20 protein-coding genes are annotated in these 21429 nt (G+C 72.5%); 15 read left to right on the top strand and 5 right to left on the bottom strand.

Annotated features, from left to right (window positions below; genetic code table 11):
- Positions 1-8: 8 nt before the first annotated feature.
- Positions 9-2477 carry a phenylalanine--tRNA ligase subunit beta gene (gene pheT / locus ACFPFQ_RS39485; RefSeq protein ID WP_379628342.1) on the top strand — a complete coding sequence of 823 codons (2469 nt, stop codon included), beginning with the start codon at positions 9-11 and terminating at the stop codon, positions 2475-2477.
- Between the two features lie 53 nt (positions 2478-2530).
- Here the strand turns inward: pheT and ACFPFQ_RS39480 are convergent, their stop codons facing one another.
- Positions 2531-3082: a hypothetical protein gene (locus ACFPFQ_RS39480; protein ID WP_379628340.1), complete on the bottom strand. Its 552-nt coding sequence runs from the start codon at positions 3080-3082 to the stop codon at positions 2531-2533.
- Between the two features lie 135 nt (positions 3083-3217).
- On the opposite strand from ACFPFQ_RS39480, the gene ACFPFQ_RS39475 reads away from it, so the two are divergent.
- Positions 3218-3607, top strand: coding sequence for a DUF7715 family protein (locus ACFPFQ_RS39475; RefSeq protein ID WP_379628338.1), 390 nt, complete (start codon positions 3218-3220; stop codon positions 3605-3607).
- A gap of 10 nt (positions 3608-3617) precedes the next feature.
- Positions 3618-5078, top strand: a complete 1461-nt coding sequence (locus ACFPFQ_RS39470; protein WP_379628336.1) for a carboxylesterase/lipase family protein — start codon at positions 3618-3620, stop codon at positions 5076-5078.
- Between the two features lie 15 nt (positions 5079-5093).
- Here the strand turns inward: ACFPFQ_RS39470 and ACFPFQ_RS39465 are convergent, their stop codons facing one another.
- From ACFPFQ_RS39465 to ACFPFQ_RS39455, 3 genes are all read right to left on the bottom strand, one after another.
- Positions 5094-6170, bottom strand: coding sequence for an LLM class flavin-dependent oxidoreductase (locus tag ACFPFQ_RS39465; protein ID WP_379628334.1), 1077 nt, complete (start codon positions 6168-6170; stop codon positions 5094-5096).
- Between the two features lie 221 nt (positions 6171-6391).
- Positions 6392-7072, bottom strand: coding sequence for a DNA alkylation repair protein (locus ACFPFQ_RS39460; RefSeq protein ID WP_379628333.1), 681 nt, complete (start codon positions 7070-7072; stop codon positions 6392-6394).
- Positions 7073-7095: 23 nt separating this feature from the next.
- Positions 7096-8457, bottom strand: coding sequence for an MFS transporter (locus ACFPFQ_RS39455; protein ID WP_379628331.1), 1362 nt, complete (start codon positions 8455-8457; stop codon positions 7096-7098).
- A gap of 121 nt (positions 8458-8578) precedes the next feature.
- Between ACFPFQ_RS39455 and ACFPFQ_RS39450 the strand changes: the two genes are divergently transcribed.
- The 12 genes from ACFPFQ_RS39450 (at position 8579) to tyrS (ending at position 21038) form a co-directional block, all read left to right on the top strand.
- Positions 8579-9598: an Lrp/AsnC family transcriptional regulator gene (locus ACFPFQ_RS39450; protein WP_379628329.1), complete on the top strand. Its 1020-nt coding sequence runs from the start codon at positions 8579-8581 to the stop codon at positions 9596-9598.
- A 2-nt stretch (positions 9599-9600) separates the two neighbouring features.
- Positions 9601-10626, top strand: a complete 1026-nt coding sequence (gene argC, locus ACFPFQ_RS39445; RefSeq protein ID WP_379628626.1) for an N-acetyl-gamma-glutamyl-phosphate reductase — start codon at positions 9601-9603, stop codon at positions 10624-10626.
- Entirely contained in the window at positions 10623-11783 is a 1161-nt protein-coding gene (gene argJ / locus ACFPFQ_RS39440; RefSeq protein ID WP_379628327.1) for a bifunctional glutamate N-acetyltransferase/amino-acid acetyltransferase ArgJ, read from the top strand. The genes argC and argJ overlap by 4 nt, the downstream gene beginning before the upstream one ends.
- Positions 11767-12660 carry an acetylglutamate kinase gene (gene argB / locus ACFPFQ_RS39435; protein ID WP_379628325.1) on the top strand — a complete coding sequence of 298 codons (894 nt, stop codon included), beginning with the start codon at positions 11767-11769 and terminating at the stop codon, positions 12658-12660. Before argJ ends, argB begins: the two co-directional genes overlap by 17 nt.
- Positions 12657-13835 (top strand): acetylornithine transaminase, encoded by a 1179-nt coding sequence (locus ACFPFQ_RS39430; RefSeq protein WP_379628323.1) that lies wholly within the window; start codon positions 12657-12659, stop codon positions 13833-13835. Before argB ends, ACFPFQ_RS39430 begins: the two co-directional genes overlap by 4 nt.
- Positions 13828-14748, top strand: coding sequence for an ornithine carbamoyltransferase (gene argF / locus ACFPFQ_RS39425; RefSeq protein ID WP_379628321.1), 921 nt, complete (start codon positions 13828-13830; stop codon positions 14746-14748). Before ACFPFQ_RS39430 ends, argF begins: the two co-directional genes overlap by 8 nt.
- Positions 14745-15245: an arginine repressor gene (locus ACFPFQ_RS39420; protein ID WP_379628319.1), complete on the top strand. Its 501-nt coding sequence runs from the start codon at positions 14745-14747 to the stop codon at positions 15243-15245. Before argF ends, ACFPFQ_RS39420 begins: the two co-directional genes overlap by 4 nt.
- Before the next feature lie 10 nt (positions 15246-15255).
- Positions 15256-16704 carry an argininosuccinate lyase gene (gene argH, locus ACFPFQ_RS39415; RefSeq protein ID WP_379628317.1) on the top strand — a complete coding sequence of 483 codons (1449 nt, stop codon included), beginning with the start codon at positions 15256-15258 and terminating at the stop codon, positions 16702-16704.
- The gene (locus ACFPFQ_RS39410; protein WP_379628315.1) at positions 16701-17963 is read left to right on the top strand and encodes an aminotransferase class I/II-fold pyridoxal phosphate-dependent enzyme; all 1263 of its coding nucleotides are present in this window, start codon (positions 16701-16703) and stop codon (positions 17961-17963) included. Before argH ends, ACFPFQ_RS39410 begins: the two co-directional genes overlap by 4 nt.
- A 23-nt stretch (positions 17964-17986) precedes the next feature.
- Positions 17987-18595, top strand: coding sequence for a DNA-3-methyladenine glycosylase (locus ACFPFQ_RS39405; RefSeq protein ID WP_379628313.1), 609 nt, complete (start codon positions 17987-17989; stop codon positions 18593-18595).
- Positions 18596-18672: 77 nt separating this feature from the next.
- A complete protein-coding gene (locus ACFPFQ_RS39400; protein WP_379628311.1) occupies positions 18673-19686 on the top strand; it encodes an iron-siderophore ABC transporter substrate-binding protein in 1014 nt (337 codons plus the stop codon).
- Between the two features lie 71 nt (positions 19687-19757).
- Positions 19758-21038, top strand: a complete 1281-nt coding sequence (gene tyrS / locus ACFPFQ_RS39395; protein WP_379628309.1) for a tyrosine--tRNA ligase — start codon at positions 19758-19760, stop codon at positions 21036-21038.
- 193 nt (positions 21039-21231) lie between these two features.
- Here tyrS and ACFPFQ_RS39390 read toward each other — a convergent pair.
- A partial coding sequence (locus ACFPFQ_RS39390; protein WP_379628307.1) for a hypothetical protein occupies positions 21232-21429 on the bottom strand: 198 nt, incomplete at its 5' end.

Here is a 21429-nt window from a genome sequence, read left to right as displayed (position 1 = left end):
AAGAGAACGTGCGCGTTTCGCAGTCCTGGCTGTCCGAGCTCGTGGGCACGCTGCCGCCACTCGACGACACCGCCGACGCGTTCGTCCGCGTCGGGCTGGAGATCGAGGAGCTGCACGCGCCACCGGTGATCACCGGTCCGCTCGTCGTCGGGCAGGTGCTGGAGATCGAGCAGCTCACCGGCCTGAAGAAGCCGATCCGCTGGTGCCAGGTCGACGTCGGTGAGGACGCGCCGCGCGGCATCATCTGCGGCGCGGCCAACTTCGCCGTCGACGACCTGGTCGTCATCGCGCTGCCTGGCGCCGTGCTGCCCGGCGACTTCGCGATCGCCGCCCGCAAGACCTACGGCCACATCTCCGACGGCATGATCGCCTCGGTGCGCGAGCTCGGCATCGGCAGCGAGCACGCCGGCATCCTCGTGCTGCCGCCGGGCACCGCCGAGCCCGGCGCGCAGGCCCGCCCGATCCTCGGGCTCGACGAGAGCGTCATCGAGCTCAACGTCACGCCCGACCGCGGCTACTGCTTCGCCGTGCGCGGTCTCGCGCGGGAGCTGGCGTGCTCGCTCGACGTCCCGTTCGCCGACCCGGCCGCGGCCGTCGACGTGCCGGCCGCCACCGGCGACGCCTGGCCGGTCACGCTCGCCGACAGCGGCTGCCTGCGGTTCGTCGCCCGCCGCGTCGACGGTGTCGACCCCGCCGCCCCCGCGCCGTGGTGGATGCAGCGGCGCCTGCTGGCCGCCGGGATGCGCCCCATCTCGCTCATCGTCGACGTCACCAACTACGTGATGCTCGAGCTCGGCCAGCCGCTGCACGCCTACGACGCCCGCCGGCTCACCGACGGCATCGTGGTGCGCCGCGCGAAGGCGGGTGAGACGATCACCACCCTCGACGACGCGAAGCGCACGCTCGACCCCGACGACCTGCTGATCACCGACGGCTCCGGCCCGATCGGCATGGCCGGCGTCATGGGCGGCGCGAGCACCGAGATCGGCGAGCCCGGTGCCGACGGTCGCATCGACGTCCTGCTCGAGGCCGCCCACTTCGCTCCCGAGGTCATCGCGCGCGCCGCGCGGCGCCACAAGCTGCCCAGCGAGGCGTCCAAGCGCTTCGAGCGCACGGTCGACCCCGAGCTGCCCCCGGTGGCGGCCGAGCGGGCGGCACAGCTCCTGGTCGAGTTCGGTGGCGGCACCATCGCCCCCGGACGCACCGACGCGGGCGCCGCGCCCGCGGCGGGCCCGATCACGATGCCCGTCGACCTGCCCGACCGCTTCGCCGGCATCGGCTACCCGGCTGGCGCGGCCGCGCGCAGGCTGGGTCAGGTGGGCTGCGACGTCGCCGACAAGGGCGACACGCTCGTCGCCACCCCGCCGTCGTGGCGCCCCGACCTCACCCAGCCCGCCGACCTCGTCGAGGAGGTGCTGCGGCTGGAGGGTTACGACGTGATCCCGTCGGTGATCCCGGCCGCTCCCGCCGGGCGCGGCCTCACCGCATCCCAGCAGCGCCGCCGCGCGGTGTCGCGGGCGCTGGCCGAGTCCGGGTGCGTCGAGGTGCTGCCGTTCCCGTTCATCGACCCATCGGTGTGGGACGACTTCGGCCTCGCCGCCGACGACGTGCGCCGCCGCACGGTGCACGTGGCCAACCCGCTCGACGCCGACCGCGCCGAGCTCGCCACCACCCTGCTGCCCGGGCTGCTCGACATGCTGGCGCGCAACCGGTCCCGCGGCGCCACCGACGTGGCGCTCTACACGCTGGGCCAGGTCGTGTTGCCGCACCTCAACCCGGTACCGATGCCCGACCCCGGCGTCGAGTCCCGTCCCACCGACGCGGAGTACGCGCAGATCAAGGCCGCGCTGCCCGCTCAACCCCTGCACGTCGGCGTCGTGCTCGCCGGGGATCGGGACGTCCGTGGCTGGTGGGGCGCCGGCCGCGCCGCGGGCTGGGCCGACGCCGTGCACGCCGCCACGTTGGTGGGCGAGGCGGCGGGGGTGGAGCTGCGACCCACGGCGGCCGCGCTCGCGCCGTGGCACCCGGGGCGCTGCGCCGCGCTGCGCATCGGCGACTGGGTCGTCGGGCATGCCGGTGAGCTGCACCCCAAGGTCGTCGAGGCGCTCGGGCTGCCGCCGCGCACCTGCGCGATGGAGCTCGACCTCGACCTGCTCCCGCTCGACGACGCCCGCCCGGCGCCGCGGATCTCGCCGTACCCGCCGATCGCCGTCGACGTCGCGCTGGTGGCCGACGCCGCCGTACCGGCAGGGGAGCTCGCCGATGCCCTCATCGACGGCGGCGGGGAGCTGCTGGAGGACGTGCGCCTCTTCGACGTCTACGCGGGTGAGCAGGTGGGCGCGGGCAAGCGGTCGCTGGCCTTCACGCTGCGCTTCCGGGCCGCGGATCGCACCCTGACCAGTGAAGAGGCCAACGCGGCCCGCGACGCCGCGGTGGCGGTGGCCACGGCGCGCCACGCCGCGACGCTGCGCGCCTGACGGCCCGGATCGCGGCCACCGCAGGATCAAGGGGGAAGGGTCGAGGGGGAGGGTCAAGGCGGCAGGCGCGTGAGCGCGGCTGCCGCCGCCTTGCGCCACGCGTCGTCGGCGGGTGCCGGCCCGCCTGCCACGAGGATCGTCACCAGGTAGCCGCGCGTGGCCAGCTGCAGCATCGGTCCGGCGTCGGTGGTGACCACTCCGGCGGCGTCGCCGGCACCGCTGACGGGGTGTGAACCGGGCGCGATGTAGTCGGCGGGAACACCCGTGCCCGCGCGGTAGACGTTGATCATGGCGATGGGCTCGGCATCGGCCGTGACGACGCAGCTGGAGCCGCTCGATCCGTCGGCGTGCGGGATCGTGCTCTGCACGGGCGGTCGCACCGCACGCTTCAGCAACGAGCCGAGTTCGGAGGCGTTGAGCAGGCACTCGTCGGCAACGGCATCGGCCACGAGCGCGCCGGTGACCCCGGTGGCGGCCTGCGTGGTGACCATTCTCGGCGCGGCCGGGCCCGCCGGGGCCGCCGTGCCGGTGACCGTCTCGGAGCAGGCGGCCAGCAGCCCGGCGGTCAGCAGGACCGTCGGGGGCCCCCACCAGGCGCGTCGCACCCGGCGACGGTAGCGGGGGACCGGTGGGTCCCGTGGGCGTTCGGCGAGATTGCCCGCGCCCATCGACTCGCTGGCAACGGGCGGAAATGTCGGTGCCCGCTGGTAGTCGTTGGCGCACCGAGGAGAGGAACGGCCATGAAAGTGCTGGTAGCCACGCGCAGGACCCAGGGCAGGCGCACCAACGACTTCCACTGGTGCATCGAGGGAGAGCTGGTGCGCATCGGCGAGGTGTGCCGCAAGGATCGCGAGGACCCCGACGGCCGTTGCCGCTGCGGGCGCGGCTTCGGCGGGCTCAACTCCCACAAGTCCACCACCACGGCGATGATCGCCGACACGCCGCTCTCGTACGACGACTACGTCGAAGCCATCCGGTCGAGCCTGCAGCAACAGGGCTGGGATCCGTGCGAGAACTGCGCCGCGGAGGAGGCCGAGGATCTCCTCGCGCTGGTGGCCGACTGGCCCGTCGGCTCCATCATCGAACGGCGGCTCGACGAGGTCGTGGTCCGCTCGCTCCCGGTGGAGTAGAGATGCAGCTATGCATCTCGTGGTGAAGACAGGCGCGGGCGAGGTCCGCGGACAGGTCGACGGCGGCATCGCCCGCTTCCTGGGCATCCCCTATGCGGCTGCGCCGTTCGGCCCGCACCGGTTCCGGGCCCCCGCTCCGGCCCCGAGCTGGGAGGGAGTGCGCGATGCGCTCGCGTTCGGCGCCACCGTGCCCAAGCCCGGTTACGTCCCGCCCTTCGACACCCTGCTGCCCGAACCCGCGGTCGCGGGCGAGGAGTGTCTCAACGTCAACGTGTGGGCGCCCGAGGGTGCCACCGGCCGGCCGGTGATGGTGTGGATCCACGGCGGCGCGTTCGTCAACGGGTCCAACGCCATCCCCATCTACGACGGCAGCGCGTTCGCCCGCGACGGGGTGGTGCTGGTCGGCATCAACTACCGGCTCGGTGCCGAGGGCTTCCTCGCCATCCCCGATGCGCCTGCCAACCGCGGGATGCTCGACCAGGTTGCGGCGCTGGAGTGGGTGCGCGACAACATCGCGGCGTTCGGCGGTGATCCGGACAACGTCACGATCTTCGGCGAGTCGGCGGGCGGCATCAGCGTCGGCACCCTGCTGGCGATGCCCGCGGCTGAGGGACTGTTCCGGCGCGCGATCCTGCAGAGCGGCGCGTGCCACCACGCACTGACGGCGGCGACGGCAGATCGGATCGCCGGCTACGTCGCCGAGGAGATCGGGGTCGGGGCCACGCTCGCCGAGCTGGAGCAGGTCGCGCCGGAGCGCTTCGTCGCGGCGCAGGGGGCGCTGTCGGCACAGATGAGTGCCGCACCGGATCCGGCACGCTGGGGCGAGGCCGCCACCAACGGCATGATCTTCGAACCGGTGATCGACGGCGAGGTGCTGCCGGCGCTCGCGTTCGATCGCGTCCAGGCGGGGGCGAGTGCCGGCGTCGACCTGCTCGTGGGCAACACCACCGAGGAGATGCGACTCTTCCTCGTGCCCGGCGACGGGATCGGTCAGGTCCCCGAGGCGGCGATCGGCATGATCGCCGCCGGGTTCGGGCTACCCGACGGCGCCGTCGACGCCTACCGGGCCGCTCGCCCCGGCGCCACCCCGGGCCTGCTGATGGTCGACCTGGTCGGCGAGTACATGTTCCGGATGCCTGCGGTACGGCTCGCCGAGGCCCGGCCTGCCACGTTCGTCTACGAGTTCGGCTGGGAGTCGCCGCTGTTCGACGGCCGGCTGGGCGCGTGCCACGCGTTGGAGCTCGGATTCGTGTTCGACACGCTCGCCGCGTCGCGGGGGCTGACCGGCGCTACGCCGCCGCAGGCGCTGGCCGACGCGATGCACGCGGCCTGGGTGGCGTTCGCGACGAGCGGCGACCCGGGGTGGGAGCCCTACGGCACCGAGCGCAAGGTCCGCAGCTTCGCCGACACGGTGGAGACGGTCACCGACCCGCGCGGGGAGCTCCGGCAGTACTGGACCACGAGCCGGTAGCCAGTACGCCGGTAGCTAGGACGCCGTCGTGGCGGGTGCGCGCCGGGCGACCTCGGCGCGCACCTTCGGTGCCACCTCGGTGCCGAGCAGCTCGATCGCGCGCAGCACGTCCGCGTGGGGCACGGTGCCGATCGCCAGTTGGATCATGGTGCGCTGGTGGCCGAAGAGCTCGTGGTGGTACAGCAGCTTCTCCACGAGCCGGTCGGGGTCGCCGACCGCGTAGGCACCCTCGAGCGCAGTCTGGGCGTCGAACGCGCGGCGGTCGGTCGGGCCCCAGCCGCGCTCGCGGCCGATCCGGTTCATCACCTCGGAGTGCGCCGGGTAGTAGACGTCGGCGGCGCGCTGCGAGGTGTCGGCGACGAAACCGTGGATGTTGATGCCGATCGCGGGCACGTCGTGCCCGGCCTGCGCGGCGGCGCGGCGGTAGAGGTCCACGAGCGGGGCGAACCGGGCGGGCTCCCCACCGATGATCGCGAGCGCGAGCGGCAGGCCGAGCAGGCCCGCCCGCACCACCGACTGCGGGTTGCCGCCCACCGCCACCCAGACCGGGAGCGGGTCCTGCACCGGGCGCGGGTAGACGGGCTGGTCGTCGATCGGTGCGCGCAGCCGCCCCGACCACGTCACACGCTCGGACTCGCGGATCGCGAGCAGCAGGTCGAGCTTCTCGGCGAACAGGTCGTCGTAGTCGGCGAGGTCGTAACCGAACAGCGGGAAGGACTCCGTGAACGAGCCGCGCCCCGCCATGATCTCGGCGCGCCCGCCCGAGAGCAGGTCGAGCGTGGCGAACTGCTGGAAGACCCGGACCGGGTCGTCCGAGCTCAGCACGGTGACGGCGCTGGTCAGCCGGATCCGGGAGGTGCGCTCGGCCGCGGCCGCCAGCAGCATCGCCGGAGCCGATGCGGCGTAGTCGCGGCGGTGGTGCTCACCCACGCCGAACACGTCGAGACCGACCTCGTCGGCCAGCGCGATCTCCTCCACGAGCTGACGCACGCGCTGCGCGGGCCCGACGCCGTCCGGGTCGAGGCTGACGTCTGCGAACGTGTGCACACCGAGTTCCACGAACGGCGCCAACGACCGATCGATGCCGATCATTCCTCCGTGCGATGTGGGTAACGGCCCGAGCGACCGCGCCAATCAAGTAGCCGCCGCGCCGATGTTGGGACGTCGGCGCGGTGGCCAACAGGTTGGCGCGGTCGGGCGCCTTCTCCACCGCGCCAATCAAGTAGCCGCCGCGCCGATGCTGGGACGTCGGCGCGGTGGCCATGGGGTTGGCGCCGTCGAGCACCCAGGACGGCCCGGCCGCATCGAGACGATCACCCGACGTGCTTGAGCGCTTCCTTCCGCGACAGCGGGGACAGCCCCGGATGCTGCGCGACGAACTCCCGCACCCAGTCCGGGTCGGTCTTGGCGTGCTGGCGCAGCGCCCAGCCGATGGCCTTGCGGAGGAAGAAGTCGGGATCGTCGACGTTCGCCTCGATCGTGGCCGTGAGCAGGTCGAGGTCGATGTCGCCGCGGGAGCCGAGTTGGCAGATGATCGACGTGCGGCGCAGCCACCGGTCGGCATCGACGGCCCAGGCCCGCAGCGTCGGCAGCAGCTCGGCGGGGTGAGCGCGCAGCAGCGGCCCGATCCGCCGGTTGGCGATCTCGTCGGTGAAGTCCCACCACGCGCCCTCGACGATCCACTTCCGCCACACCGGCAACCAGGTGAGGTCGAGCAGCCGCTCGTACCGGCGGTGGCTCGTCAGGCTCAGCGCCAGGTAGCGCTCCTCGCGGTAGCGCGCCCCCGTCCACAGCGCGGTGACCGCGGCGCGCAGCGCGTCGGCATCGGCGGGCGGGTGCTCCGCGACGAGCACCCGCAGCAGCCGGTCCCGCGCCGGTTTGGGCACACCGCGAAACGGCATCGGCGACTTCATGTAGGCCCGCATCTGCTCCGCGGCCACCGGATCGGCCAGCTCGGCGAGGCCGGCGCGGGCCTGCTCGACGAGCCCCGTCATGGGCCGCACTCTAGCGTCGCCCGCTACGCCGAGCGCATCAGTGCGCTCGTCGCGACCGTCGTCACCAGCAGCGCACCCGCGATCCAGAACGCCGCCTGCGTGCCCGATCCCGACAGGTAGACGCTGCCGAGCACGGCCACCCCGAGCGTCGCGCCGAGCTGCTGCGCGGCGTTGAGCAGCCCGGCTGCCGAGCCCACCTCCTGCGGCGCCACCGCCTGCAGCGCGGTGGTGAAGAACGAGGTGGTGAACACCCCGACCCCGGCCCCGACGACGCCCAGGGCCACCAGCCGCGGCCCCGACGCCGCACCGGGGAACGCCACGTCGCACGCGGCCACCCCGGCCAACGCGATCGCGAGTCCCGCGGGCATGAGGCGGCGCCCGAACCGCGGCACCAGGTACGCGCCGGTGACCCAGGACGTCACGCCCATCGCGACCGACCACGGCAGCAGCGTCAGCCCGGCCGTGAGCACGTCGGCGCCGAGCCCGAGCTGCAGGTGCAGCACCACCACGAGCGTCAGCCCGGACGTCACGGCGAAGAACAGCAGCGACGTGGCGAGCGCGGCCGGGAACACCCGGTGGGTGAACAGGCTGACCTCCACGAGGCCGCGCCCCCTGCTGCGGCGCTGCTGCACCCCGAACAGGACGAGGACGGCAAGCCCAGCGGCCACCCCGATCCAGCTCAGCGCCGCCATCCCGGTCGACGAGACGAGCGGGTACACGATCAGCGCCGTGCCGATCGTCGCCAGCAGGGTGCCGAGCGGGTCGAGGCCGGGGCGCTGCGGCGCCCGGTTCTCCCGCAGCAGCGGCGCGAGCGCGAGCACGGCCACCGACAGCGGGACGTTCACCAGGAACACCGCGCGCCACGACGAGCCGAACAGGTCGGCGTGGGTGAGCACGCCGCCCAGCACCGGCCCACAGACGGCCGCGAGCCCCATCACCGGCCCGATCGTGCCCAGCGCCCGGCCCATCTCCGCGCCCGCGAACATCGTCCGGATCAGCCCGATCGTCTGGGGGATGATCACCGCGGCGGCGGCGCCCTGCACCACGCGGAACGCGATCAGCAGTCCCACCGACGGAGCCGGCGCGCAGGCGATCGACGCCACCATGAACGCGACGACGCCGATCCGGAACACCCGGCGCCGTCCCGCGATGTCGCCGAGCCGACCACCGGTGATCAACAGCACTGCGAACGGCAGCGTGTACGCGGTGCTGAACCACGGGATGACCGCCGCCGGACCGCCCAGGTCGGCGTGCATCGTCGGGCCTGCCACCTGCACGATCGTGGTGTCGAGCAGGTTCATCGCCTCCGCGACGAGCAGCGCCGCGAGTGCCCACCAGCGCCACCGGTACCCGGTTGTCTCCGCGAGCGACACCGTCTGGGGCATGTCTTCCTCCTGGCGTGGGTGACCGGTACCGAGACTGCGTGCCGTGCCACCGCTGATCCAGCCACGCCGTTGACCTCGATGATTTCTTCCATCGTTGACGTCGGAGGTGCAGGATTCACCCATGCTCGACGACGTCGACCGTGGGCTGGTCCAGGCGCTGCAGATCAGCGGGCGGGCCAGCTTCACGCGGATCGCGTCGGTGCTGGGCGTCTCCACCCAGACCGTCGCCCGCCGCTACCGGCAGCTGCGGGCCACGGCTGGGCTGCGCGTCGTCGGGCTGATCGACGTCCCGCACCGGGTCGGCACGCAGCAGTGGACGGTCCGCGTCACGGCGGCGCCCCACGCCGCGCTCGACCTGGCCACGGCGCTGGCCAGGCGGCCCGACACCACCTGGGTCAAGCTCACGTCCGGCGGCACGGAGATCTTCGCGATGATCCACATCCCCGCCGGTGACGAGCATGCCCTGCTGCTGCGCGACATCCCGCGCACCGCCGGCATCACCGCGGTGTCGGCGCACCTGATGCTGCACACCTACTTCGGCGGCCCCACGGCGTGGCGGGGCCGCACCGAGGTGCTCGACGAGCGGCAGCGAGCGTTGCTCCTGCCGACGGACCGGCCGGACCGGCCCGCGAGCTCGCCACGCGGACCGGCCGCGGGCGATGCGCCGCTGCTGGCCGCGCTGCTGCGCGACGGCCGGGCGAGCCTCGCGGACCTGGCAGCGGCCTCCGGCGCGACGCCCGCCACCGTTGCCAGGAGGCTGGCCGACCTCGAGGCGAGCGGCGCGCTGTTCTACGACGTCGAGATCGACGCTGCGAAACTCGGTGCCACCACGATGGCGATGCTGTGGATGGCCGTGGCGCCCGATCGTCTCGGCGAGGTCGCCACGACGCTGGCCACGCACCCGGAGCTCGCCGTCGTGGCGGCGACCACGGGCTCCACCAACCTGCTGGCCCAGGCGATCTGCGCCGACCCCGCTGCGCTGCACCACTACCTGACCCACCGGCTGGGGAGCGTTGCAGGGATCCGCACCCTCGAGACCGCCCCGGTGCTGCGCACGCTCAAGGCGACGAGCCCGGTGACGCTCCCGGAAGCCGGCCCGCGCCGTCCCCGGTCTCGTATTGAGTTGCAACGGCGTGCATAATCATCCACGTGGTGCGAATCGCGGTGGCGGGTGCGAGTGGATATGCCGGTGGAGAGCTGCTCCGGCTGTTGCTGGGACATCCCGATGTGGAGATCGGTGCTCTGACGGCCGGAGGGAGTGCGGGCACGCCGTTGGGCGCGCACCAGCCGCACCTCCTGCCGCTCGCCGAGCGCATCGTGCAGGACACGACGCCGGAGGTGCTCGCCGGCCACGACGTCGTCTTCCTGGCGTTGCCGCACGGCCGGTCCGCGGAGGTGGCCGCGCAGCTGGGCGATGACGTCGTCGTCATCGACTGCGGCGCCGACCACCGGCTGACCAACCCGGCCGACTGGGTCCGCTGGTACGGCGGCGAGCACGCCGGGGCATGGCCCTACGGGCTTCCCGAGCTCCCCGGCGCCCGCGACGCGCTGCGCGGTGCCCGGCAGATCGCCGTGCCCGGGTGCTACCCGACCGTCGCCTCGCTCGCGCTGTTCCCCGCGCTGCAGGCCGGGATCGTCGACCACGACGTCGTCGTCACCGCGGTCTCGGGCACGTCCGGCGCCGGTCGCTCACCGAAGCCGCACCTGCTGGGTTCGGAGGTGATGGGCTCGCTGTCGGCCTACGGCGTCGGTGGCCTGCACCGGCACACTCCCGAGATCATCCAGAACCTGTCGGCGGCCGCCGGCGCGCCGGTGAGCGTGAGCTTCACCCCGGTGCTCGCCCCGCTGCCCCGCGGCATCCTCGCCTCCTGCTCCGCGGCCACCACCGCGACGGCGGAGGAGGTCACCGAGGTCTACGCGAAGGCCTACGCGGACGAGCCGTTCGTGCACCTGCTGCCGACCGGCAGCTGGCCGACGACCGCGGCGACGCTGGGCGCCAACACCGTGCAGCTGCAGGTCACCGTCGACGCGGACGCCGGGCGCATGGTCGCCGTCGCCGCCATCGACAACCTCACCAAGGGCACCGCGGGCGGTGCCATCCAGTGCATGAACCTCGCGCTCGGGCTGCCCGAGACCACCGGCCTGCCGTTCGTAGGAGTCGCACCGTGACGATCATCGGACCTCAGGGCTTCCGCGCGGCAGGCCTCGCGGCGGGGATCAAGGACGGGGAGCGGCTCGACCTCGCGCTGGTCGTCAACGACGGTCCGCAGCACGCCGCCGCCGGCCTGTTCACCACCAACCAGGTCAAGGCCGCCCCGGTGCTCTGGTCCCAGCAGGTCCTCGCCGGCGGCGCGCTGCGGGGGGTCGTCCTCAACTCCGGCGGAGCCAACGCCTGCACCGGCCCCGAAGGCTTCCAGACCACCCACGCCACCGCGGAGAAGGCCGCCGAGCTGCTCGGCTGCGGCGCGGGCGAGATCGCGGTGTGCTCCACCGGGATCATCGGCGAGCAGCTGCCCCGCGCCAAGGTGCTGGCGGGGCTGGAGAAGGCGGTTGCCGGTCTCGCCGACACCGTTGTCGCCGGCACGGCGGCCGCCACGGCCGTGCTCACCACCGACTCGCGGCCCAAGCAGGTGCAGATCGTCGACGACGACGGCTGGAGCGTCGGCGGGTTCGCCAAGGGCTCGGGCATGATCGCGCCCGCGATGGCCACGATGCTGGTGGTGCTCACCACCGACGCCGTCGCCGACGCCGCCACCTGCGAGGCCGCGTTGCGCAACGCCGTCGAATGGACCTTCAACCGCCTCGACATCGACGGCGGCACGTCCACCAACGACACCGTGCTGCTGCTGGCGTCCGGCGCCTCCGAGGTCACCGTTTCGGTCGACGAGCTGACCAGCACCCTGACGGCGGCCTGTGCCGCGCTCTGCCAGGAGCTGCAGGCCGACGCCGAGGGCGCCACGAAGCGCGTCAGCGTCTCGGTGCGCGGGGCGCGGTCGGACGCCGACGCGCTCACGGTGGCCCGGACCGTGTCGCAGGACAACCTGTGCAAGACCGCCTGGTTCGGCTCGGACCCGAACTGGGGCCGGATCGCGATGGCCGTCGGGCGCTCGGCGGCGATGGTCGACCCCGAGCGGCTGGCCATCACGATCAACGGCGTGGCGATGTGTCGCGACGGTGTGGCGGCGGGGGATCGGCATGCCGCCGACCTCGCGGGCCCCGAGATCCTCGTCGAGATCGACCTCGGTGTGGGCGACGGCGTCGGCGGCATCCTCACCACCGACCTGTCACACGCCTACGTGGAGGAGAACAGTGCGTACTCCTCGTGAGGCCCGCCTGCACCGTGCGGGGGAGAAGGCCGCGGTACTGGCCGAGGCGCTGCCGTGGCTGCAGCGCTTCAACGGCCAGCTCGTGGTGATCAAGTACGGCGGCAACGCGATGATCGACGAGGAGCTCAAACAGGCGTTCGCCCGCGACATGGTGTTCCTGCGCCTGGCCGGCATCCGGCCGGTCGTGGTGCACGGCGGCGGCCCGCAGATCACGGCCATGCTCGACCGGCTCGGGCTGCCCGGCGAGTTCCGCGGCGGCCTGCGCGTCACCACCCCCGAGACGATCGACATCATCCGGATGGTGCTGGTGGGACAGGTCGGCCGCGAGCTGGTCGGCCTGATCAACCAGCACGGCCCCTACGCGGTCGGGCTCTCCGGCGAGGACGCCCACCTGCTCACCGCGGAACGGCGCACGGCGCTGGTCGGTGGTGAGGAGGTCGACATCGGGCTGGTCGGCGACGTCGTGCACGTCAACCCCGACGCCGTGCTCGACATCGTGGCCGCCGGACGCATCCCGGTGGTCGCGGGCGTCGCACCCGATGTCGACGGCACCGTCTACAACATCAACGCCGACAGCGCGGCCGCCGCGCTCGCCGCGGCACTGGGTGCGGCGAAGCTGGTGATCCTCACCGACGTCGTCGGGCTCTACGCCGACTTCCCGGATCCGGAGTCGCTGATCAGCGAGCTGACGGCCGACGAGCTGGAGCCGATGCTCGCGGGCCTGGAGAGCGGGATGGCGCCGAAGATGGAGGCCTGCCTGCGTGCCGTTCGCGGCGGCGTCGGCCAGGCGCACGTGATCGACGGGCGGGTGCCGCACTCGGTGCTGCTCGAGGTGTTCACCGAAGAGGGAGTCGGAACGATGGTGGTCCCGTCATGAGCAGCAGCGACAACGGGGCGCGGTGGCAGGGCGCGCTCATGAACAACTACGGCACCCCGGCCGTCACACTCGTGCGTGGCTCGGGCGCCGAGCTCTGGGACGCCGACGGCCGCCGCTACCTCGATCTGCTCGCCGGCATCGCCGTCAACGCGCTGGGCCACGCGCACCCCGCGATCGTCGAGGCCGTGAGCACGCAGATCGCCACGCTGGGCCACACGTCCAACTTCTTCATCAACGAGCCGTCGCTGGCACTGGCCGAGCGGCTGGTCGCGCTGCTGGAGCAGCCCGATGCGCGGGTGCTGTTCGGCAACTCGGGCACCGAAGCCAACGAGGCCGCTTTCAAGATCGCGCGGCGCACCGGCCGCCCGAACATCATCGCCGCCGAGAACGCCTTCCACGGCCGCACGATGGGCGCGCTCGCGCTCACCGGGCAGGAGCCCAAGCGCACGCCGTTCGAGCCGATGACGCCCGGGGTCTCGCACATCCCCTACGGCGACGTCGCCGCGCTCGACGCGGCCGTCGACGCCGACACCGCAGCCGTGTTCCTGGAGCCGATACTCGGGGAGGCCGGCGCGATCACGCCCCCGGACGGGTACCTGAAGGCGGCCAGGGAGATCACCGCCGCCCGCGGTGCGCTGCTGGTGCTCGACGAGATCCAGACCGGCATCGGTCGCACCGGCTCGTGGTTCGCCTTTCAGCGCGACGGGATCGTCCCCGACGTCGTCACGCTCGCGAAGGGCCTCGGCGGTGGCCTGCCGATCGGTGCCTGCATCGGCATCGGGGCGGCGGCGTCGCTGCTCGAGCCCGGCCAGCACGGCACCACCTTCGGCGGCAACCCGGTGTGCTGCGCCGCAGCGCTCGCGGTGCTCGACACGATCGCGGCCGACGGGCTGCTCGAGCACACCACGCTCGTGGGCAAGACGCTCGCCGCCGGCGTCGAGGAGCTCGGCCACCCGCTGGTCAGCGGCGTGAGCGGCGCGGGCCTCCTCATCGGCATCGGGCTGCGCAAGCCGGTCTCCGGTGCGGTGGCCACGGCCGCCCGCGAGGCCGGCTTCCTGATCAACCCCGCGGTGCCCGACCGGATCCGGCTGGCCCCGCCCCTGATCCTCACCGATGCGCAGGCGGGCGAGTTCCTCGCTGCGCTGCCCGGACTCCTGGACGCCGGCAATGCCTAGACACCTCCTCCGCGACGACGACCTCACCCCGGCCGAGCAGGCGGAGGTGCTCGATCTCGCGGCCGCGATGAAGGCCGACCCGTACGCGCAGCACCCGCTGGCCGGTCCGCGCTCGGTGGCGGTCCTGTTCGACAAGGCCTCCACCCGCACGCGGATCTCGTTCGAGGTCGGCATCGCCCAGCTGGGCGGCAACCCGCTGATCATCGACACCACGGTGAGCCAGCTGGGCCGCGGCGAGACGATCGGCGACACCGCGCGCGTGCTGTCGCGCTTCGTCGACGCGATCGTCTGGCGGACGGGGGACCAGTCGCGCGTCGACGAGATGGCGGCCGCGGCCACCGTGCCCGTCGTCAACGCGCTCACCGACCAGTTCCACCCGTGCCAGGTGCTCGCCGATCTGCAGACCGTCCGGGAGCGCTTCGGGCACCTGACCGGGCTCACACTCACCTACCTCGGTGACGGCGCCAACAACATGGCCCACTCGCTGCTGCTGGGCGGGGCGACGGCCGGGATGCGCGTGCGGATCTGCGCGCCGGATGGCTTCCTGCCCGACGCCGACATCCTGGGTGACGCCAAGAGCCGTGCCGCCGACACCGGTGGCGGGGTCGAGCTGATCGCCGATCCGCAGGCCGCCGTCGACGGTGCCGACGTGCTGGTCACCGACACCTGGACGTCGATGGGGCAGGAGGCCGACGGGCTCGACCGCACCGGCCCGTTCCGGCCGCTGCAGATCAACGACGAGCTGCTCGGAAGGGCCGCGAGTGGCGCGATCGTGCTGCACTGCCTGCCGGCGCACCGCGGTGACGAGATCACCGACAGCGTGATCGACGGCCCGGCGAGCGCGGTGTGGGACGAGGCGGAGAACCGCCTGCACGCCCAGAAAGCACTGCTCACCTGGCTGCTCCGACGATGACGGTCACCTCGTCGGGTCGATCGCGCGCCTCCCGCCAGGCCCGGATCGTGGAGCTGATCAGCCGTCGCCAGGTGCACAGCCAGCCCGAGCTGCTGGCGCTGCTCGACGGCGAGGGCATCGGCACCACGCAGGCCACGCTGTCCCGCGATCTCGACGAGCTCGGTGCGGTCAAGCTGCGCGGCGCCGACGGTGGTGCCCCGGTCTACGTCATCCCTGATGACGGCAGCCCGGTGCGTGGCATCGAGGGCGGCACGGCCCGGCTGGGCCGGTTGCTGGGGGAGCTGCTCGTGTCCGCCGACGCGAGTGGGAACCTGGCGGTGCTGCGCACCCCGCCCGGGGCCGCGCACTACCTGGCCAGCGCGCTGGACCGTGCGGCCCTGCACGACGTCGTCGGCACCATCGCGGGCGACGACACCCTGCTGGTGGTCGCTCGCGAGCCCCTCACCGGCGCCGAACTCGCCGAACGCCTGCAGAACCTGACCCCGATCCGGGAGTGATGAAGTAGTCATGTCGTCCAATCTCTGGGGCGGCCGGTTCGCCTCCGGGCCCGCCGACGCGCTCGCCGCGCTGTCGAAGTCCACCCAGTTCGACTGGCGGCTCGCCCCGTACGACGTCCGCGGCTCGATGGCGCACGCGCGGGTGCTCGCCCGCGCGGGCCTGCTGACCGAGGCCGAGCTCACCGGCATGCTCGACGCGCTGGCCAAGCTGGAGGCCGACGTGGCGTCCGGCGCGTTCGGCCCGGCGCCCGACGACGAGGACGTGCACTCGGCACTGGAGCGCGGCCTCATCGAGCGCGCCGGGCCGGAGCTGGGTGGCAAGCTGCGTGCCGGCCGGTCGCGCAACGACCAGGTCGCCACGCTGTTCCGGATGTGGCTGCGCGACGCGGCCGGCCGGGTCGGTGCGGGCGTGCTCGACGTCGTGGAGGCGCTGGTCACGCAGGCGGCGGCCCATCCCGATGCGCCGATGCCGGGCCGCACCCACCTGCAGCACGCACAGCCGGTGCTGCTGGGCCACCACCTCGCGGCCCACGCGCACGCGCTGCTGCGCGACATCGACCGGCTGCGGGACTGGGACAAGCGCGCCGCGGTGTCGCCCTACGGCTCGGGAGCGCTCGCCGGCTCGTCGCTGGGGCTCGATCCCGAGGCGGTGGCGAAGGAGCTGGGCTTCGACTCCTCGGCAGCCAACTCGATCGACGGCACCGCCAGCCGCGACTTCGCCGCCGAGGCGGCGTTCGTGCTGGCCATGATCGCCGTGGACCTCTCGCGCGTCGCGGAGGAGGTGATCCTGTGGGCCACGGCGGAGTTCTCCTACATCACCCTCGACGACGCGTTCTCCACCGGCAGCTCGATCATGCCACAGAAGAAGAACCCGGACGTGGCGGAGCTGACCAGGGGAAAGGCCGGCCGCCTCATCGGCAACCTCACCGGGCTGCTGGCCACGCTCAAGGGCCTGCCGCTGGCCTACAACCGGGATCTGCAGGAGGACAAGGAGCCGATCTTCGACTCCGTCGAGCAGCTGGAGCTGTTGCTTCCCGCGGTCGCCGGCATGATCGCCACGCTCGTGTTCCACACCGACCGGCTCGCCGAGCTGGCCCCGGCCGGGTTCACCCTCGCCACCGATGTCGCCGAGTGGCTCGTGCGCGAGGGCGTGCCGTTCCGGGTCGCGCACGAAGCGGCAGGCGGTTGCGTCCGCACGGCCGAGGCACGCGGCGTCGGGTTGGCCGAGCTCACCGACGCCGAGCTCAGCACAGTGCACCCTCGGCTCACACCGAGGGTGCGCGAGGTGCTCACGGTCGCGGGCTCGATAGCCTCACGTGATGCCCGCGGTGGTACGGCGGGCGCGCGCGTCGCCGAACAGCTCGACGCCTTGCGCAACGCCGTCACCGCGGCCCGCTCCACATTCAGTCGCGATGCTCGCTCGCAGGCATCGCTCAGTCCCACCGGAGGATCAGCATGACTTCGCCCGCCGACCTGGCGCGACCCACTCTCGGCTCGGCGCGCGCCGAGTACAACGCGCTCGTCGCGCAGGGGATGAAGCTCGACCTGACCCGCGGCAAGCCCAGCTCCGCCCAGCTCGACCTCGCCACCGCGCTCCTGAGCCTGCCCGGCGAGGACTACAAGGCCGCCGACGGCACCGACACTCGCAACTACGGCGGGCTCAACGGCCTCACCGAGCTCCGCGAGATCTTCAGCGGCGCCCTGCAGGTGCCGGTGGAGCAGCTCATCGCGTTCGGCAACGGCAGCCTCGAGCTGATGCACGACACGGTCGTGCAGGCGCTGCTGAGCCCGCTCCCGGGTTCCGAGGAGCGCTGGATCGACCAGGAGCGCATCGTCTTCCTGGCCCCGGTCCCCGGGTACGACCGCCACTTCGCGCTGTGCGAGCGGCTCGGCATCGAGCTGCAGGCCGTCCCGATGACCGCCGACGGTCCGGACATGGACGTCGTCGAGGAGCTCGTGGCCGCCGACCCGGCCATCAAGGGCATCTGGTGCGTGCCGAAGTACTCCAACCCCACCGGCACGGTGTACTCCGACGACACCGTCCGGCGGCTGGCCGAGATGACCACGGCCGCGCCCGACTTCCGCATCATGTGGGACAACGCCTACGCGGTGCATCACCTCACCGAGACCCCCGCCGAGATCGCCGACCTGCTGGGCCTGGCCACCGCCGCCGGCAACGGCGACCGCGTGTTCGTCTTCGGTTCCACGTCGAAGATCACGCTGGCCAACGCCGGTGTCGCGTTCTTCGGCGCGTCACCTGCCAACATCGCGTGGTGGCTGGCGCTCACCGCCAAGCGCACCATCGGGCCGGACAAGGTCAACCACCTGCGCCACGCGATGTTCCTGCGCGACGCCGACGGTGTCGCCGACCACATGCGCAAGCACCGCGAGATCATCGCGCCCAAGTTCGCCGCCGTGGAGCGCATCCTCACCGAGCACTTCGCCCACGTGAACGGCATCACGTGGACCACCCCGACCGGTGGGTACTTCGTGACGCTGACGGTGCCGGCCGGCACGGCGTCGTCGATCGTGGGGCTGGCCAAGGCCGCGGGCATCGTCCTCACGCCCGCCGGAGCCACCCACCCGTACGGCAAGGACCCCGAGGACGCCGTCATCCGGCTGGCGCCCACCTTCCCGGTGCTCGACGAGGTCGAGAAGGCCATGGCGGGCGTCGTGGTGTGCGTGAAGCTGGCGCTCGCCCAGCAGGGTCAGAGCTGACGAGCCCGCTGCTCCCCGGAGCGATGCTGGACCGCGCGGAGCTCGTCGACGACGTGCTCCGCGCGGCGGTGCGCCTGCTGGGATGCACCCTGGAGGCCGACACCCCCGACGGTCCGGTCGCGGTGCGCCTGGTCGAGGTGGAGGCCTACCGCGGCTCCGACGACGCCGCGTCGCACAGCTTCCGCGGGCCCACACCCCGCAACGCGGTGATGTTCGGTCCGGCCGGGCACCTGTACGTCTACTTCGTGTACGGGATGCACTTCTGCGCCAACGTCACCTGCCTCGCCGAGGGCGAATCGGGTGGGGTGCTGCTGCGCGCGGGTGAGGTGGTGTCCGACGTCGCACTCGCGCACGCGCGCCGGCCCACCGCGCGGCGGTCGGTGGATCTGGCCAGGGGGCCGGCCCGGCTCGCGGCGCTGCTCGGGCTCGACCGCAGCACCAACGGCGTCGACCTGACGGATCCGGCGTCGCCGGTGCGGCTGCTCGCCGCGCCACCGGTGGATCCGGCGCTGGTCCGCAGCGGCCCGCGGGTGGGCGTCGCGGCCGCGCACTTGTTGCCGTGGCGGTTCTGGGTGGACCGCTCGCCGGCCGTCAGCCCGTACCGGCCGGGGCGGGGCGCCCCGGTGACGTGATCTTCGCCGCACGTTTTGTGAAGGTTTCTGGGCATCGTTGCTGGACACGGCGGTGTAGGTAAGCCTAACCTACGTCCGTGAACGGACCTCGCAGCCACTCGTGGCGACTGCTCACCCTCGCCCTCGCCACCCTCTTCGCCGTAACCGCCTGCGGGTCGTCCGGCACACCCGCGGCGGGGGGATCGGCTCCGACCGCCCCCGGCGCGTTCCCGGCGCACGTCACGCACAAGTTCGGCACCACCGACGTCCCGGCCGCACCCAAGCGGGTCGTCTCGCTCGGCTACACCGACCAGGATGCGATCCTCGCGCTCGGTGTGGTGCCGGTGGCGATCCGGGAGTTCACCGGCATGCAGCCGTCGGCGACCTGGCCATGGGCACAGGACAAGTTGCAGGGGCAGCAGCCGGAGGTGCTGCAGCTCACCGAGCTCAAGCCGGAGGCGATCGCGGCCCTGCGCCCCGACCTGATCGTCGCGATCTCGGCAGGCCTCACCAAGGACCAGTACGACCTGCTCTCGAAGATCGCGCCGACCATCAGCCAGCCCGCCGAGTTCGTCGACTACGGCACGCCGTGGCAGCAGGCCACCCGGATGACCGGCGCCGCGCTCGGCAAGAGCGCCGAGGCCGACAAGCTCGTCACCGATCTCGAAGGCCGGCTCGCAGCGGTCAAGTCGCAGTTCCCCAAGCTGGTCGGCAAGACCGTCGCCGGAGCCCGGCCGAGCACCGCGGGCGGGAACTACTTCGTGTGGGGTCAGCAGGACCTGCGCGCCCAGTTCTTCAAGGCGATCGGCATGCCGGTGCCCGCGGAGTTCGACAAGCTGGCCGGTGACAAGTTCTACGCCGACATCAGCACCGAGCAGTTGGCCCTGCTCGACACCGCCGACGCGGTCGTGGTCATCACGAGCAGCGACGCGGAGCGCAAGGCGTTCGCGGGGCTCTCCGGCTACCCGGCGCTGAAGTCCGTGAAGGACAACCACATCATCACCCTCGACGACCGGATGTCGGCCGCGCTCTCGTTCGGCAGCGTCCTGAGCCTGCCCGAGGTGCTCGACAAGCTCCCGGCGCAGCTCAACGCGAGCGTGGGCGCCGCCTGAGCAGCTCCCGTCCCACCTTGCCGCCCGGCCGGTCGCACACCGGCCGGCCGGGATGCGCAAGGATCGGTGCTGTGAGCACGGACATCCTCGAGGACCTGGAATGGCGCGGCCTCATCGCGCAGAGCACCGATCGCGACGCGCTGCGGCGTGAGCTGGCGGCCGGGGTCCTCACTCTCTATTGCGGGTTCGACCCCACGGCGCCGAGCCTGCACGCGGGGAACCTCGTGCCGCTGCTCACGCTGCGCCGCTTCCAGCAGGCGGGAGCGCGGCCGATCGTGCTGGCCGGGGGAGCCACCGGCATGATCGGCGACCCTCGCGACGTCGGCGAGCGGTCGCTCAACAGCGCCGAGACGGTGCTCGACTGGGCGGGGCGGATCCGTGGCCAGCTCGAGCGGTTCGTGGAGTTCGACGACACGCCCACCGGGGCGATCGTCGAGAACAACCTCCGCTGGACCGGCCAGCAGACCACATTGGACTTCCTGCGCGACGTCGGGAAGCACTTCTCGATCAACGTGATGCTGGCGCGGGAGACGGTCAAGCGCCGGCTCGCCGACGAGGGCATGTCGTACACGGAGTTCAGCTACCTGCTGCTGCAGAGCCAGGACTACCTGCAGCTCTACCGGCAGTACGGGTGCGCGCTCCAGGTGGGTGGGTCCGACCAGTGGGGCAACATCATCGGCGGGGTCGAGCTGATCCGGAAGGTGGAGGGCGCGGCCGTCCACGCGCTCACCGCCCCGCTCGTCACGGATGCCGAGGGGCGCAAGTTCGGGAAGTCCACCGGCGGCGGCAACGTCTGGCTCGACCCCGGGATGACCTCGCCGTACGCCTGGTACCAGTACTTCGTGAACACGGCCGACGCCGATGTGGGCGGCTACCTGCGGCTGTTCACGTTCCTGTCGCGCGAGGAGATCGAGGAGCTCGAGCGGGAGGTCGCCGAGCGGCCGCATCTGCGCGCCGGGCAGCGCCGGCTCGCCGCCGAGCTCACCACGCTCGTGCACGGGGAGCACCAGACCGAGCAGGTGATCGCCGCCAGCAGCGCGCTGTTCGGGCGCGGTGACCTGCGGGAGCTGGACGCCGGAACGCTGGACGCGGCGCTGTCGGAGGTGCCGACGGCCCTCATCGAGCTGGGGGAGCGCCCCACGATCGTCGACCTGCTCGTCGCCACCGGTCTGACCGACAGCAGGGGAGCCGCGCGCCGTGCCGTCGGGGAGGGCGGGGCGTACGTCAACAACGCGAAGGTGCCCGACGAGGCGTGGGTACCGGCGGAGTCCGACCTGCTTCCCGGCGGGTGGCTCGTCGTCCGGCGGGGGAAGCGCAACCTGGCCGGTGCGCGGGCCGTCGCGGCCGGATGAGCCCCAAAGTGGCCTCTGACCAGCGCGGATGCGAAAAAGGTACCCCCGGTTTGACGGCCCCAAACCGACCTGTGTAACTTTCTCCAAGTCGCCACAGCGGGGCAGCACGACAGACCGGGACAGAGATCCTCTGGCCCAGAGTCAGCCCCCGACGCCGACCGCCTCGGATGGTCCAGCACCTCGGTGCTAGCCTTCAGAGATTGGGCCTGGTGGAGCTTGACTCCACGAACAGGACCAGGTAAGTTAGAAAAGTTGCTTCGGCCAAGGCCGCGAGGAACACAGACGTAGAACACAGCCCCGGAGCGCCGCCCAGCGGTGGCGAATGGTGTGCGGGTGTCTTTTGAGAACTCAACAGTGTGTCGAGCTTTTTCATGAATTGGTTTTTTATGCC

Source organism: Pseudonocardia sp. GCM10023141 (assembly GCF_042653605.1).
Note: the sequence above shows the minus strand (reverse complement) of the source record. Positions and strands in the feature narration are given on the sequence as shown.

What these genes read in the sequence shown, in the direction of transcription:
- ACFPFQ_RS39475 (WP_379628338.1), top strand. Translation starts at nt 3,218, where the DNA reads ATGAAAGTGCTGGTAGCCACGCGCAGGACCCAGGGCAGGCGCACCAAC.
- ACFPFQ_RS39470 (WP_379628336.1), top strand. Translation starts at nt 3,618, where the DNA reads ATGCATCTCGTGGTGAAGACAGGCGCGGGCGAGGTCCGCGGACAGGTC.
- ACFPFQ_RS39465 (WP_379628334.1), bottom strand. Translation starts at nt 6,170, where the DNA reads ATGATCGGCATCGATCGGTCGTTGGCGCCGTTCGTGGAACTCGGTGTG.
- ACFPFQ_RS39460 (WP_379628333.1), bottom strand. Translation starts at nt 7,072, where the DNA reads ATGACGGGGCTCGTCGAGCAGGCCCGCGCCGGCCTCGCCGAGCTGGCC.
- ACFPFQ_RS39455 (WP_379628331.1), bottom strand. Translation starts at nt 8,457, where the DNA reads ATGCCCCAGACGGTGTCGCTCGCGGAGACAACCGGGTACCGGTGGCGC.
- ACFPFQ_RS39450 (WP_379628329.1), top strand. Translation starts at nt 8,579, where the DNA reads ATGCTCGACGACGTCGACCGTGGGCTGGTCCAGGCGCTGCAGATCAGC.
- ACFPFQ_RS39430 (WP_379628323.1), top strand. Translation starts at nt 12,657, where the DNA reads ATGAGCAGCAGCGACAACGGGGCGCGGTGGCAGGGCGCGCTCATGAAC.
- argF (WP_379628321.1), top strand. Translation starts at nt 13,828, where the DNA reads ATGCCTAGACACCTCCTCCGCGACGACGACCTCACCCCGGCCGAGCAG.
- ACFPFQ_RS39420 (WP_379628319.1), top strand. Translation starts at nt 14,745, where the DNA reads ATGACGGTCACCTCGTCGGGTCGATCGCGCGCCTCCCGCCAGGCCCGG.
- argH (WP_379628317.1), top strand. Translation starts at nt 15,256, where the DNA reads ATGTCGTCCAATCTCTGGGGCGGCCGGTTCGCCTCCGGGCCCGCCGAC.
- ACFPFQ_RS39410 (WP_379628315.1), top strand. Translation starts at nt 16,701, where the DNA reads ATGACTTCGCCCGCCGACCTGGCGCGACCCACTCTCGGCTCGGCGCGC.
- ACFPFQ_RS39405 (WP_379628313.1), top strand. Translation starts at nt 17,987, where the DNA reads ATGCTGGACCGCGCGGAGCTCGTCGACGACGTGCTCCGCGCGGCGGTG.